15 protein-coding genes are annotated in these 13,147 nt (G+C 43.3%); 8 read left to right on the top strand and 7 right to left on the bottom strand.

The genetic code is table 11. The features are described from left to right. Positions 1-4: 4 nt before the first annotated feature. From BW976_RS05070 to ffh, 3 genes are all read right to left on the bottom strand, one after another. Positions 5-1,225: an FAD-dependent oxidoreductase gene (locus tag BW976_RS05070; RefSeq protein WP_076371086.1), complete on the bottom strand. Its 1,221-nt coding sequence runs from the start codon at positions 1,223-1,225 to the stop codon at positions 5-7. A 114-nt stretch (positions 1,226-1,339) separates the two neighbouring features. Next, positions 1,340-2,095: an energy transducer TonB gene (locus BW976_RS05065; RefSeq protein ID WP_076371084.1), complete on the bottom strand. Its 756-nt coding sequence runs from the start codon at positions 2,093-2,095 to the stop codon at positions 1,340-1,342. A gap of 99 nt (positions 2,096-2,194) precedes the next feature. Next, on the bottom strand, positions 2,195-3,523 hold the full coding sequence (gene ffh, locus BW976_RS05060) for a signal recognition particle protein (RefSeq protein ID WP_076371082.1): 1,329 nt from the start codon (positions 3,521-3,523) through the stop codon (positions 2,195-2,197). Between the two features lie 653 nt (positions 3,524-4,176). Between ffh and BW976_RS05050 the strand changes: the two genes are divergently transcribed. After that, on the top strand, positions 4,177-4,758 hold the full coding sequence (locus BW976_RS05050; RefSeq protein ID WP_076371078.1) for an HD domain-containing protein: 582 nt from the start codon (positions 4,177-4,179) through the stop codon (positions 4,756-4,758). A 157-nt stretch (positions 4,759-4,915) separates the two neighbouring features. Here the strand turns inward: BW976_RS05050 and BW976_RS05045 are convergent, their stop codons facing one another. Next, a complete protein-coding gene (locus BW976_RS05045; protein ID WP_076371076.1) occupies positions 4,916-5,482 on the bottom strand; it encodes a DUF1543 domain-containing protein in 567 nt (188 codons plus the stop codon). A 32-nt stretch (positions 5,483-5,514) separates the two neighbouring features. Next, complete coding sequence (locus BW976_RS05040) at positions 5,515-6,174, bottom strand: CatA-like O-acetyltransferase (RefSeq protein ID WP_076371074.1); 660 nt, start codon at positions 6,172-6,174, stop codon at positions 5,515-5,517. Between the two features lie 70 nt (positions 6,175-6,244). On the opposite strand from BW976_RS05040, the gene BW976_RS05035 reads away from it, so the two are divergent. Then, positions 6,245-7,198, top strand: a complete 954-nt coding sequence (locus BW976_RS05035) for a helix-turn-helix transcriptional regulator (RefSeq protein WP_076371072.1) — start codon at positions 6,245-6,247, stop codon at positions 7,196-7,198. A 12-nt stretch (positions 7,199-7,210) separates the two neighbouring features. On the opposite strand, the gene BW976_RS05030 is transcribed toward BW976_RS05035, so the two are convergent. Further along, complete coding sequence (locus BW976_RS05030) at positions 7,211-8,233, bottom strand: DUF3078 domain-containing protein (RefSeq protein WP_076371070.1); 1,023 nt, start codon at positions 8,231-8,233, stop codon at positions 7,211-7,213. 241 nt (positions 8,234-8,474) lie between these two features. On the opposite strand from BW976_RS05030, the gene BW976_RS05025 reads away from it, so the two are divergent. After that, the gene (locus BW976_RS05025; protein ID WP_076371068.1) at positions 8,475-8,693 is read left to right on the top strand and encodes a response regulator transcription factor; all 219 of its coding nucleotides are present in this window, start codon (positions 8,475-8,477) and stop codon (positions 8,691-8,693) included. Between the two features lie 21 nt (positions 8,694-8,714). Here BW976_RS05025 and BW976_RS05020 read toward each other — a convergent pair whose 3' ends face one another. Then, on the bottom strand, positions 8,715-9,287 hold the full coding sequence (locus BW976_RS05020) for a Crp/Fnr family transcriptional regulator (RefSeq protein WP_175614046.1): 573 nt from the start codon (positions 9,285-9,287) through the stop codon (positions 8,715-8,717). 90 nt (positions 9,288-9,377) lie between these two features. Here BW976_RS05020 and BW976_RS05015 point away from each other — a divergent pair, with 90 nt between their 5' ends. From BW976_RS05015 to BW976_RS04995, 5 genes are all read left to right on the top strand, one after another. Next, on the top strand, positions 9,378-9,836 hold the full coding sequence (locus tag BW976_RS05015; RefSeq protein WP_076371064.1) for a DUF1772 domain-containing protein: 459 nt from the start codon (positions 9,378-9,380) through the stop codon (positions 9,834-9,836). 100 nt (positions 9,837-9,936) lie between these two features. Next, positions 9,937-10,518: a Crp/Fnr family transcriptional regulator gene (locus BW976_RS05010; protein ID WP_076371062.1), complete on the top strand. Its 582-nt coding sequence runs from the start codon at positions 9,937-9,939 to the stop codon at positions 10,516-10,518. 98 nt (positions 10,519-10,616) lie between these two features. Continuing rightward, positions 10,617-11,147: a YceI family protein gene (locus BW976_RS05005; RefSeq protein WP_076371060.1), complete on the top strand. Its 531-nt coding sequence runs from the start codon at positions 10,617-10,619 to the stop codon at positions 11,145-11,147. A 174-nt stretch (positions 11,148-11,321) separates the two neighbouring features. Continuing rightward, positions 11,322-11,903 (top strand): TetR/AcrR family transcriptional regulator, encoded by a 582-nt coding sequence (locus BW976_RS05000; protein ID WP_076371851.1) that lies wholly within the window; start codon positions 11,322-11,324, stop codon positions 11,901-11,903. 56 nt (positions 11,904-11,959) lie between these two features. Next, the gene (locus BW976_RS04995; RefSeq protein WP_076371849.1) at positions 11,960-12,754 is read left to right on the top strand and encodes an SDR family NAD(P)-dependent oxidoreductase; all 795 of its coding nucleotides are present in this window, start codon (positions 11,960-11,962) and stop codon (positions 12,752-12,754) included. Positions 12,755-13,147: the final 393 nt, after the last annotated feature.

The following is a 13,147-nucleotide window of genomic DNA, read 5'->3' as shown; positions in this document are numbered from 1 at the left end:
CTATTTAATCTGCTGATTGCTTATAGAGCTTTTTACCTCCTTGCTGCGAAGCGTTGATCGCGTTACAGCTGTACTCCCGCATTTTTTCTTCATACTGCGCTATTGCATCAAGTAGCTCTATATCCCCGGCAGCAACTTTGGTGAAGCAGGCTGTAAGCAGGGCGGCATCATAAAGCGCGGTATTGGCGCCAAGGCCCCCAGCCGGACTCATCGCATGTATTGAATCGCCCAGGGCAGTTATATGATCGCTTTTCCAGGCATCTTTAGGTAACGACGTTTTTACGGGTACTATAGTCAGCGACTCCGGGTTTGCCGATTCAAAAAGCGCCTTAAGTGTAGGAGCCCATGTCGATGTTACCTGTTTAAGACAATCAAAAAGCTCGCCGGAGGCAAATGTTAAAACCTGTTCATTATCCAGGCCAAAGCGGCCGCGGTTACCAATGAGCGCCCAATACATATAGTCCTCTGTATAGGTAAGCCCGGCATCTGGTCCGTATTGTTCGCCAGCCTTTACAAAGGTTGATTTAAACTGCATGGCATCGGCAATCATCGCTATTTCGTTTTCAAAAATAACGGAAGTATCCGTTTGTAACACCGGATCGACCTGTTTTTTTGCCTGCTCGGTATAAAAGGTTTTTCCATACACGCAAACACTGCCGGTATCTACCAGTTCCTGAGCAGGAAACCGCTGTGCACCCAGGCGGGAGTTTACGCCATCAGCGGCTACAAGCACATCAGCAGCAAATGAGGTTCCATCTTCAAAATGTACGCAAACCCGGCCATCGGGCTGTTTTTCATAGCTCACAAATTTTTTATTAAAATGCACCTGTTTGTTTAAGCCAAGCAATAGTATTTCGCGCATGGTTAAACGGTTGGCTTTCAGATCGGGCTGCGCATTGGCTTCTCCATCCTCCCAGGAATCAACCCATTTATCGGTAAGCAATTCTAACTGTGCATTTAATGTACGCACTCCGACTGATGGGACTACGGTTTCGGAAAATAAAGTATATAAACGTTCAGACAGACAAGCGGCAAGCGCATCCTGCCCGGTTTTATCAATACGGATCCGGTATCCCTGTGTGCGGCTATTGGCTGCGGAATCTTTTTCAAAAATCTGGAAAGCAATCCCGTTTTTCTTTAAGCCCTGAACCAGGCAGAGACCTCCTAAACCGGCGCCAATGATAGCAACCTGTAGCGGCTCTTTATATGCTGTTGTAGTATTCATGGTTGTTTTATTTAATGGAGCAAAGCTCCACAATAAAGCAACCCTAAACATTAGCTATATTCCTGTAAGGATTGGACAATTTGAGGCTATTATTATCTCCTTCTCTTGTTTGGATTAATCATTTGCCAAAGTAAAGCTAAAAGGAATATCATATTCAGAAATAACTGATTTTCCCTGATACACTCCAGGTATCCAATCACCCGTGATTTGTTTTACTGCCCTCAATGCTTCTTCATCACATCCAAACCCAACCGAGTTTTTTATCCTGTAATTCGTTATTTTACATTCTGTATCAATTGTAACTGCGATTAAAACAACCCCTTGAATATGGCGCTCTCTTGCGGCGGCGGGATATTTAACCGATCTAAACACTGCGGGTTTCATCATCAACCCATCGCCATCTAAATATACTGCAGAATGGTCCATTTGGACATTCAATGTATCTTTATCATTTATTACATTAAACTGCCTGTCTTCGCTGTTATTCTTATTGGGCTTATAAAGTATTAATTGCTTAGTGCTGTAATCGTACCGAACCTGTAACTCTTCTTTAAAATTATAAGCATCCCAGACCCCAACTTTTTTATTCTCTTTATAATAGCCTTTCGCTGCCACTTTAGCATCAAAGGAGTAATAAGTCCAGAGACTATCTTTTTGGTTGTTTTTATAATACCCTTGGCAAAATATTGTGTTTCCAGTCTGGTTATAGGCTAAATATTGTCCTTCCCGAAAATCTTTGTTTGACTTTAGAACATAGAAACGCTCCTTTATACCTAAAGCATAGTCGTTGTTTGTTATCTGTTTTGTTTGAGCGGACGCATGCAGTGACAATAGAGAAATAAATATTAGTAATAAGGCAGGTTTTTTCATGGTATAAATATAGTTCTTGAATTAACTATATACCAGCAAAGTTATTAACCATAGTCAAAAAGCTTTGCTGGTTTTTGATCCCTAAACGTAGGGGATAAATTACATCTTTGGCATACGGCGCATCATGCTGGCCATGGCTGCCGGGTTGCTCATTTGTTTCATCACCTTTTTCATGTCGTCAAACTGCTTCATGAGGCGATTTACCTCGGCCAGGTCGGTACCGGAGCCTTTGGCTATACGGGTACGGCGACTTTGGTTAATGGTTTCAGGGTTTCCTTTTTCAAAGGGGGTCATGGATTGGATGATGGCTTCAATAGCTTTAAAAGCATTATCATCAACCTCTACATCCTTCATCATTTTGCCAACGCCCGGTATCATGCCCATCAGATCTTTCATGTTACCCATTTTTTTGATCTGCTGTATCTGGCTGTAAAAATCGTTAAAATCAAATTTGTTCTTGCGGATCTTCTTCTGCAGTTCGGCAGCTTCTTTCTCGTCAAACTGCTGCTGTGCTCGCTCTACCAGGGAAACCACGTCGCCCATGCCCAGGATACGGGAGGCCATACGATCGGGGTGGAAAACATCTAGTGCTTCCATTTTTTCGCCGGTACCGATAAATTTGATCGGCTTGTTGACTACCGATTTGATCGATAGGGCGGCACCACCACGGGTATCACCATCCAGCTTGGTTAAAACCACACCGGTAAAATCCAAACGGTCATTGAATGTTTTGGCGGTGTTCACAGCGTCCTGACCGGTCATCGAATCCACCACAAACAGGATCTCATGCGGATTAACCGCTGCTTTTACCTGCTCAATCTCCACCATCATGGCCTCGTCAATAGCTAAACGACCGGCGGTATCAATGATCACCACGTTATGTCCGTTCTGTTTTGCCAGCGCAATACCCTCACGGGCAATAGCAATAGGATCTTTGGAGTCACGGTTGGCGTAAACCGGTATACCTATCTGCTGACCCAATACTTCCAGCTGGTCAATAGCCGCGGGACGGTAAATATCATCGGCAACCAGTAATGGCTTCTTGTTTTTCTGTGTTTTTAAGTAGTTGGCCAGCTTGCCGGTAAAAGTTGTTTTACCCGCACCATTCAAACCCGCAATGAGGATGATGGTTGGCGTAGCCGGGAAAGTAAGCTCGGCAGTAGTACCACCCATCAGCTCGGCCAACTCATCGTTCATGAGCTTGGTAAGCAATTGTCCTGGCGAAACAGCTGTTAATACATTCTGACCTAATGCTTTTTGCCTTACATCATCGGTAAAGGCTTTGGCGGTTTTATAGTTAACGTCGGCATCCAGAAGGGCTTTGCGTATCTCCTTCATGGTTTCGGCCACGTTTATCTCAGTAATAGTTCCCTGACCCTTCAGGACCTTGAACGCCCTGTCGAGTTTATCCGAAAGATTTTCAAACATTATTATAAAGTACTTTTAATCTTTAAAGGTTACAAAGGTATGATTTTGAAATATATCCGTTGAATTATTTTGGCGATGGCCATGCATTTTGAAAAGAGCTTTTACATCCAGCCTACAAAAACTTTTTAAACCCCCAATTTTAACACTTTTTTGGCCGAAAACAGGGTAAAAACAGGTCAAAATCTGTTGAAAAATCTTCGTTTTAACACTTTTTAACAAATTCCAGTGCTGTTTTGAGCAGTTTTTGAAACTTTAAAAAGTATTAATTTATTGATTGTCAAATAAATACATACCAAACGGTTGGTTTTTCGCCCCTTTTTCTCTTTAACAGAACAGCCCGGTTTCCGTTGATCGGGAACCAGGCTGTTGATGTATATCAAATATACGGAAATTATTTGGCTTAAGGGGTGACTTAAACGCAGCGGCGCTTCGCTGGACGGCCTTCTTTCCGGCAAGCCGAAGAGAGGGCAGGAACATACTAAAAAATATCTTTCGTTACTGCTCAGGATGACAAAAAGAAAACCCCTCTTTCTGCCGCAGGTGAAGAGAGGGATGGCGAGCGAAGCAAAGCCTGGGTGAGTCGGCCGCAGGATAGGTTAACATTTGCATTTTCAAATTAATCCCTATTTTTATTGATCAACTACAACAACCCCATGAAAACCGAGATCAACAAAATTTTGCAGTTTTTGCATGTTGCCGAAAATTTGAAAAGATTAACCCGCCATAGCTGGCTGTCTGATGGCAGGCGGGAAAGCGTGGCCGAACATACCTGGCGCGTATCGATCATGTACCTGCTGATTGAACCGCATCTGGGCATCAAAATTGATTCGACCAGGATCCTGAAAATGATCATCATTCATGACATTATTGAAGCTTTGGTGGGTGATGTACCCGCTTTTGATACTTTTAATGAAGATATTAAAAAGCTGAAGATTGAAAACGAAACCCGCGCCATTGAGGATATCCGCAAGCAACTGGACAATGAAGTGGGCGAAGATTTTTATCACCTGTGGCACGAGTTTGAAGCCAAAGCCACCGACGAAGCCAAAGTGGCCAACGCTTTAGATAAACTGGAAGCTCAGGTGCAACACAACGAAGCTGACATCAACACCTGGCTGGATATTGAAAAGGAAATGCTTTATATGATGGACAAGCATGTAAACTTTAACGATTTTCTTATTCAGCTCAAGGATGCCATTGTTGCCGAAGGGGAGTTGAAACTGGCGGCTTTGTAATATAACCACAGATTGTCATTTCGATAGAGCCCGGGAAGGCTGGTGCCTTGAGCGAAAGAGAAATCTTCTACATCATGCAGACACTTACAAATCGCAGAAGATTTCTCCTCGTTCCTCGTTCGAAATGACAACTCTTTTATAGTATTCTCTTGTCTTCTCAGGGCAATTTATTCAACTTAAAGTAACCCAAATGGATCTGGTCCTCCGGGGCATTATCTGATCCGGGCGAAATATGCAACGCGTATTGAGCTTTCTGAGCGGCGGGTAAAATATCCGCTATCTCATGCAGATCATCTACATCCAATCCATACTTATCATCAATATGCGATTCGGCACCGGGAAAATGAACCTGGCGATAAAACGACGTATCCTTGGCATACGCAAAAGCCTTTGACTTGTTGGGCTGTACGGTGAGCACCTTAAAATGCGGCTCATCAAACAAACCCTCCTGGTAACCGCCCAGGTTTATAAAAAACAGCCGCAGGAGCTCTGCATCCGTGTTACCGGGCTGTTCAACTACCCGCACACTGTATCCGTTAACCAGGCTTACTTCGCGCCAGGCATCTACATGCAGCCTTTCCTGGGCTTCGGGCCAAAAAGCTTGAATTTGGGGAATAAGGTCCTTTACCGTTTCCCCAATTCCAAAAAACATATCGTGTTGCTCGGTATGCCTCCCTGGTGGTGTACAACCAAGCATCAGCATAAATAATTTCATAGTAGACATAGCATATTGGTTTTTGCTCTGCTAAAATAGCATTATGCATTCATATTAACGGCGGGCACCCGGTTCATCTGCTCCTGAAAGTAATGCACAAAGCGGCCTACGTGCCGCCCGTCGCAAAGGGCATGGTGTACGTGGATGGCTACGGGCAGCCAAACCCGGCCGTCCCGCCGGTAAAACTGGCCGAACACGATTTTGGGAACACTATCATCCCCGGCTAAAGGCTGCGCGTGCTGCATACTGGTAAAGCGGATATCTTTCAGGATAGAATAATGGATGAGGCTGTTAAAACCGTCGCGTAACTGCAGCCTGTCGGTAGTTTTTTCATAGTCGACCGCGGCGCGGGCGGGCGGGGCAAATTGTTCAAACTCCTCGTAATGATCCATGTAGGCAAAGCCAAAAGTATCATCGGGCCGCAATACGGTAACCGATGCGGATATGGTGTCGTATTCATAAACTTCGCCGTCCTCTATCCGTTGCCGCAGCTCCGGTACCTGGTTGGCTGCCAGCAGCGATCGGTGCAGGTAAAACAGAAAAAACGACAGTCCATGTTGTTTACAATAGTTGTAAGCCGCCGTAGCATCCATATCGGTACTGATGCCAAAAAATGGCTGTGCAAAGCCCTGGAAGAAATTATAATGCACCTCGCGTTTCCAGCCGGCTATATTCACCTTATATTTGCAGATATTATTCATGGTCGCAAATTGCCGGTTTAGAGCCGTTTACAATATGCCCAAACGGATTTTTAATTAGCATAAACGGATTATGTACCAGTTAGAAGGGATTGAGTTTACCAGGCTGTTAAAAAGGGAGTTCAGTACATCCTTTGAGGCCACGTATGCAACCGGCAGCGTACCTAACCGCTTTGACTGCTATGCCCAAGGCCTTAAAGCCGATGATTTTAGTATCCTGCGATTTGGGGCAAGCTTTGAGGATGGATTACGCATCAACAATATGCAAGATGCCACCCATGTAAGCATCCATTTTCAGCTGCATGGCAGTTCAGATGCGCTTATTTCCGGTTTCGATACCACTTCGTCCATGAACCGGGGTCAGTTTAATTTGCTTAATTGTGTTAACCCGGTAAGCTCCTTTGTTTTTCCGAAGCAAAAACAGTACGAGTATGTTTGTATTGGCTTAAAGCCGGCGTTTTTTAATGATATCCTATTAACCTGTGGCGAGACTTACGATGGCTTGTTGCAGCAAAGCCGCAGCGCACGATCCTTTGTCCTGTTCCCGGATAATAAAAAAACAAGCTACCTGCAAAGCTCCGCACTGGACCTGCTTACCGCGCCGCCCGTAGCCGATTCCCTGCGTAACGCTTATATCAAAACTAAAATTACCGAGCTTACGTTGCTCACGCTTTCGGGCCAGTATGAAAACCGTATACAAGCCTCCATTAATCCGGCAGATGTAGAAAAGCTGCATGGCCTTAAGGACCATTTGAGCATCCATTACCTGGATGACATGAGCCTCCGAAGCCTGTCGCGCGATTTTTTGCTGAATGAATTTAAGTTGAAGAGCGGCTTTAAAAAACTGTTTGGCAGCACGGTTTTCGGCTATGTGCAAAGCCTGCGCATGAACCATGCTTTAACGCTGATACGTGGCGGCTGTATAACAGTAGGAGAGGCAGCCGCTATTACGGGCTACCTCTCTGATGCTTCTTTTATAAGGGCATTTAAACAATATCATGGCTATTCGCCGGGGACTCAAAAATAAGTTTCACTAACCTTACGGGAATTTATACAACACGCCCAGCGCCAGACCCTCCGTAGCCTGGGCATCTTTCGATGTATGTTTATCATAAAGCAGGGTACCGTTAAGACTGACATTGATTAACCGGTTAACCCTGGCTGATAAAACCATATCAACACGATGCGTAATATATTTAAGATCCTGTCCGTAGGGTATAAATAAGGCGTACCGGGTGTTGAGGTGGATGTTTTTCGCTATATCCTTATCAAACAAGGCCACCATTTGAAAGGCCAGGTCGTTTTTTATGGTATGGCCTATTGGTACACCGTAATTGTCAGGTTGTTTTTTATGAATGGAGTCATCTAAAACAAACGTTTGACGCGCTGTACCGGTACCTATGCGTAAATCAAAATACCCGGTAGGCTTATATTCAAAACCGAATGATTCGGTTAAATAACCCGGCGACATGAAATTGGAAATATAATCCTGTTCAAACTTGCCGTTACCCAAGTCAACGTAATTATAGCCTTTATCAAATTGCGACTCAAACGTTAACGACCCGAACACGTACCAATGCTTGGATAATTGCGAAGCCACCTTGTTGTCAAAGTAAATACGGTCGTTGGTTTTGCGTTTGCCTTGACCTTTATTTTTGGATACACCGTATTGCAGGTTCAATTCAGATACATAACTAAACGGCGCCTTGTTATACTCCGTATGGTAAATAAAGTTTGAGCCCAGCGCTACTGCGTTTACACCACCCGCCGCGTAATTGCTGGTAAATGACGATTGATTAAAGTTTAACCCAAAGGTGACGGACTTTTTCCAGTAGTTTACCTTGTAATCCAGCATAGTTAACGGCACCTGTTCCCTTTGCAGTTGTACCGGCCTTATACGGGTTGGGATGGCATTTTTACGGGAATCTATCCGGAGTTTGTTGATCTGGGCGGTATCAATTTTAACAGTGTCGTGCTTCAGGGAGTCGGTTTGTTGTGCTTTGGCGTTGATGCCCAGGGCTATTAATGCCAGGAATAGCAGTACAAGTCGGGTTTTAAACATAGTAAACAAATTAAAGCAAAAAATCTCCTTTTATAACAGATTAATAAAAATTTGAGGCGATGGTTTTAAAAAAGTGAAGATCGCGGCCTCGGGTGAGGAATTGGTGAAGGGGCCCTGGGCCATCGCAAAAAGAAAGGTAAAAGGGCCCAGAAGGAGCCCTGCCTGTATAAAATTCTTGATTTCAATCAAGGTTTGCGATGGTAAACTTCTGGAATTTTATCCCATTAAATAAACAGTCGTCATGTATATAGAAAAAGTTAGAAAATTCACGAAGAGAGAAATGGAAGTGCTCACACTCATAGGAGAGGGCTTTTCAACTAAACGTATTGCACAAGAGTTATTTATCAGCATCAACACGGTTGAAACACACAGGCGCCATCTGCTCGAAAAAATGGAGGTTAAAAACTCTGTGGAGCTGATAAGGCAGGTAACACGTGCAATGTGGCTGAATGCCAGTTGAATGTTTTATAGCGGACTTAATTTATATTTTTTTAGCCCTGATCCGGCTTAAGGTTTCCGGTGTCATGCCAAGATAAGATGCCAGGTATTTTAACGGAATCCTGTTCACCCAGTCCTGATGATGGTGAACCAGGTCTGCATAGCGTTCATCGGGAGTACAGGTCAGGAAAAGCGCTTCCCTGTCTTCCTTGCTAATAAAAAGCTGCTCCATCGCAATGCGTAAAAATTTTTGCCAGGACGGGAACCGCTCGGTTAAATCGAGCAAATCTTCCCGGTTAATCACCAGCAGCGTTAGTGGCTCCATCGCAATAACATTAAAATGTGCGGGAGCTTTGCTTATAAAACTGGCGTATGACCCGCAAAACATATATTCTGTATTAAAATCTTTGGTCACCTCAGCATCCTTAAGGCTATAAAAGAGGCGGGTATAGCCAGACACAATAAAGCCCACCTGCCGGCAAACGTCGCCCTGTTTTAAAAAGTACTGCCTTTTTTTGAGGCGTTTAATTTTAAACCGATCAATGGATGCTTCCCAGGCTTCATCGTTCATTTCCGTCACTTGTGCAATCAGCTGTCGTAAGCGTGCATGTTCCATAATCAATGTCATTAGCTGAATTTCTTGATTTCAATCAAGGTTTAAGGTATTGAAGATAAAGACTTTTGTACCATTATTAAATATAAAAATATGTACACAGAAAAAATCAGACTTCTTCAATTATTAGTTGTCATCATCATTGCCTCTCAAGGTATATTTTATTTTATTGGCTGCGCCGAAGCCATGAAGCACCTCACCGTACCCGTTTTTGCCGATTACCGGAAAGCATTGGACAGTTTCATAGCCGGCAGATTAAGGGTCCTTTATTACATCGCCCTGGCTTTAGGCATAACCGTATTAATGTTGTCGCGACAGCAAATGAACGGCCTGGTTTTCCTTTGTACATTGGTGGCAACCCTATGCATTGTGGTGGATGTACTCATCGCCTTAAAAGGAAGCATCCCTATTAATAATCGATTCAATCAATACCCTGCCGGTGGTGTTTCTGATTGGCGGGGCCTGCAGCTCACCTGGGTAAAATTAATTTTGATCAGGGGAGCTTTCTCTTTCACTGCCCTGGTAGCTTTGCTGATTTCCTGGTTGTGGTAAATACATCCATTTGTTTTCCCGCTATCCCAAGTGCCGTTTGCGGTGGCGGAAGTAGCACCAAATCATAAATTTTGGTTACTTTGCTTTTTTATCAGAGCAAATGAACAGCGCCATCATCCTTTCTAATATTAACGAACATGTGCAGTTAACTGCGGATGAACGCGCATACCTGGAATCGGTTTTAATTTCAAGACCTTTCAGGCATGACGAGCTGATTGTAAAAAGCGGTGATGTTGCCCGGTATATCATGTTTGTAAACGCGGGGTACATCATGAGTTATTATACCGACCAGGAGGGGGACGATCATGTGGTTCAGTTTGCCGCGCAGGGCTGGTGGAGCGGCGATCTGTTTAGCCTGAGCCCCGATCCCAGAACCATTTATTCAACCAAAGGCCTGAGCGATGGCGAACTATTATTACTACCCCGGTCGGCACAGGAACAGTTATTTGAAAAATATCCCAAGTTCGAACGGTATTTCCGCATCAGCTTTCAAACATCACTCATCAGGCAGCAACTGCGCTTTATTGAAAGCTATTCTTTAACTGCCGAGGAGCGATATTTAAAATTTCAATTAAAATTCCCTACTATCGATCAATACATCGCTCAAAAACATATAGCCTCCTACCTGGGTATAACACCCGAGTTTTTGAGTAAGATCCGTAAGCGGTTGTTATTAAAGTAAGCTTAACCTGGTTCAATATTTCCCCCTTCATTTCATAACCTGGTTCATCTTGTGCCGGCTGGCCGCGTTTTAATTTTGTGTTCAAATAAATAAGGATAATGGAACACACAAAATCAACATGGTCAATTGACCCCGATCACTCCGAGATACAATTCAAGGTAAAACACCTGGCTATATCAAATATTGCCGGTACTTTTAAAATATTTAAGGGAGATGTAATCAGCCCCAACGAGGATTTCGACAACGCAGAAATTAGTTTGGAGATCGACACAGATAGTATTGACACCAACCACGAGATCAGGGATGGCCATCTTAAAACTGAAGAGTTTTTTAATACCCCTCAATTTCCCCAGATCACTTTTAGTGGCCTATTACAAAAGCAATCCGGGAAGTATGAACTTACAGGTAACTTAACCATACGCCAAAACACCCTACCCATTGTACTGGATGTAGAATTTACCGGTACCGGTAAAGGACGCAATGGCGATACCCGGGCTGGGTTTGAGGTAAACGGAAAAATTAACCGTAAAAATTATGGCCTAACCTGGAGCATGCTTACCGAAACCGGAGGTTTAATGATAGGCGACGAGATCAAACTACATTTCGATATCCAATTGATCAAACAATAATTTAATACCCCTGCTACCGCAAGCAACACTGCTTGTGGTAGTTTATAATCGAAACCCAGGAATTAACAGCGCTACTAACCGCAAAACAATTTTTGGAATGTATTTTCCCGGTTTCAAAATTGTTTGTATTTTTGTATCGATCAGCACAAAATAAAACAATTAACCATACACGCCATGAGAGGGAGACCAAATACATTTAAACACGAAGAGGTTGTTATTAAGGCACAACAGGCTTTTTGGACCAAAGGGTTTACTGCGACATCTTTAGAAGATGTACTTGAAGCCATGAACATGGGTAGCGGAAGTTTTTATAATGCGTTTAAAGGCGGAAAGAAAGAACTGTTTAGGCAAGCTGTAAATCAGCGGCGACAGGCATTTAAACAATTTGCATACGAGGTAGAAAAAAGCAATGCTCCTGTTGATCTGATCAAAGGTTTTTTTAGAAGCCTAGCCCATGCCGATACACACACACATAGGAGAGGCTGCTTAATAGCCAATACTATTGTAGAAATGGCCGGGCTTGACGCGGAATTGGAAAATGAAAACATCGCTATTTTAAAGGATGTAGAGCAACTATACACTCAAACCATTGCCAAAGCACAAAAAAACGGAACACTGAAAAACCAAACCAATCCCGCACTCCTGGGCCGTTACCTTATTAATCTTTATAATGGTTTAAACGTTACCCGCCGCATGTATCCCGATCAGCAGCAATTGAGTGAACTTATTGAAATGCAGCTTGAAATTATCCGTTGATTTTTTTTATCTGTTTTTGTATTGATCAACACAAAATTAAAAACCAATTAACAATCATGAATTTACAATTGACATCAAAAACCGCATTTGTGAGCGGATCAACACAGGGAATTGGTTTTGCCATAGCCAAACAATTACTTCAGGAAGGAGCCCATGTAATTATTAACGGCCGAAACAACGAAAAGGTAGCCGCAGCCGTCGAGAAACTCAGACTGGCTATTCCAGAAGCTGTTGTTTCCGGAATAACTGCAAACTTTGCGGATGTAGACGAGGTCACTAAACTCCTAACGCAGCTTCCTGAAATTGATATTTTGGTTAATAATGTGGGCATTTTTGAACTGAAACAATTTGCCGATATCACGGATCAGGATTGGCTCAGGTTTTTTGAAGTAAACGTTATGAGCGGAGTGCGCTTATCCAGAGCACTGCTACCAAAAATGATTGAAAAAACGCAGGGCAGGGTTATCTTTATCAGTAGTGAGTCGGCTGTAAAAATACCTGGTAACATGATCCATTATGCCATGACCAAAACCGCGATGATATCCATAGCCCGCGGACTTGCCGAGCTTACCAAAGGCACATCAGTTACAGTGAATACCATTTTAGGCGGTCCCACTTATTCAGAGGGCGTTTCCGGGGTTGTTGAACAAATTGCGGCGACGGCCAATATCGAAGTAGAGCAGGTAAAGGATAATTTATCAAAAACGATGAATCCAACATCATTACTCCAGCGGTTTATAACACCCTCAGAATTGGCCAACCTCGTGGTTTATTTGTCAAGCCCATTATCTGCAGCCACTAACGGATCAGCGCTCCGCGCAGACGGTGGACTGCTGCAAACTATTTTATAATGCCTTTTTAAACCTGGCAGATACACATATTCACTAACAGCCGGGATATTTTATGATTTATAAAAAAACCCCGGGCCTCGCGTCCGGGGTTTTTTAAGATATAGATGTTGTTATTGATAAGGATAGGCTACTTCTTTATTTCTTCGCTATATATTTAAAATCGCCCGACTATGGTAAATCCTTCCCCATCCACATCATTCGATACGGGTATGCTTGTTGTTCCTGATTGTACTATTTGTTCTTATTTATATTTCATTCCTCCAATGCGTTTTCACTTTTTTGCCGGCGGGTGCCATGTTAGGGAGTAGGCGGCTCAAAAGTAGGTTTGGCGGCAAAACCAATCAATCGGGTATATTTGGTATTTTTTTATACCTATAGTTAGGTATTTTTAAT

This window comes from Mucilaginibacter lappiensis (assembly GCF_900155965.1).
Taxonomy (GTDB): domain Bacteria; phylum Bacteroidota; class Bacteroidia; order Sphingobacteriales; family Sphingobacteriaceae; genus Mucilaginibacter; species Mucilaginibacter lappiensis.
This window is presented reverse-complemented; position numbering and strand designations above follow the sequence as displayed.

What these genes read in the sequence shown, in the direction of transcription:
- BW976_RS05025 (WP_076371068.1), top strand. Translation starts at nt 8,475, where the DNA reads ATGTATATAGAAAAAGTTAGAAAATTCACGAAGAGAGAAATGGAAGTG.
- BW976_RS05065 (WP_076371084.1), bottom strand. Translation starts at nt 2,095, where the DNA reads ATGAAAAAACCTGCCTTATTACTAATATTTATTTCTCTATTGTCACTG.
- BW976_RS05005 (WP_076371060.1), top strand. Translation starts at nt 10,617, where the DNA reads ATGGAACACACAAAATCAACATGGTCAATTGACCCCGATCACTCCGAG.
- BW976_RS04995 (WP_076371849.1), top strand. Translation starts at nt 11,960, where the DNA reads ATGAATTTACAATTGACATCAAAAACCGCATTTGTGAGCGGATCAACA.
- BW976_RS05030 (WP_076371070.1), bottom strand. Translation starts at nt 8,233, where the DNA reads ATGTTTAAAACCCGACTTGTACTGCTATTCCTGGCATTAATAGCCCTG.
- BW976_RS05050 (WP_076371078.1), top strand. Translation starts at nt 4,177, where the DNA reads ATGAAAACCGAGATCAACAAAATTTTGCAGTTTTTGCATGTTGCCGAA.
- BW976_RS05035 (WP_076371072.1), top strand. Translation starts at nt 6,245, where the DNA reads ATGTACCAGTTAGAAGGGATTGAGTTTACCAGGCTGTTAAAAAGGGAG.
- BW976_RS05015 (WP_076371064.1), top strand. Translation starts at nt 9,378, where the DNA reads ATGTACACAGAAAAAATCAGACTTCTTCAATTATTAGTTGTCATCATC.
- BW976_RS05000 (WP_076371851.1), top strand. Translation starts at nt 11,322, where the DNA reads ATGAGAGGGAGACCAAATACATTTAAACACGAAGAGGTTGTTATTAAG.
- BW976_RS05070 (WP_076371086.1), bottom strand. Translation starts at nt 1,225, where the DNA reads ATGAATACTACAACAGCATATAAAGAGCCGCTACAGGTTGCTATCATT.
- BW976_RS05045 (WP_076371076.1), bottom strand. Translation starts at nt 5,482, where the DNA reads ATGTCTACTATGAAATTATTTATGCTGATGCTTGGTTGTACACCACCA.
- BW976_RS05020 (WP_175614046.1), bottom strand. Translation starts at nt 9,287, where the DNA reads ATGGAACATGCACGCTTACGACAGCTGATTGCACAAGTGACGGAAATG.
- BW976_RS05040 (WP_076371074.1), bottom strand. Translation starts at nt 6,174, where the DNA reads ATGAATAATATCTGCAAATATAAGGTGAATATAGCCGGCTGGAAACGC.
- ffh (WP_076371082.1), bottom strand. Translation starts at nt 3,523, where the DNA reads ATGTTTGAAAATCTTTCGGATAAACTCGACAGGGCGTTCAAGGTCCTG.
- BW976_RS05010 (WP_076371062.1), top strand. Translation starts at nt 9,937, where the DNA reads ATGAACAGCGCCATCATCCTTTCTAATATTAACGAACATGTGCAGTTA.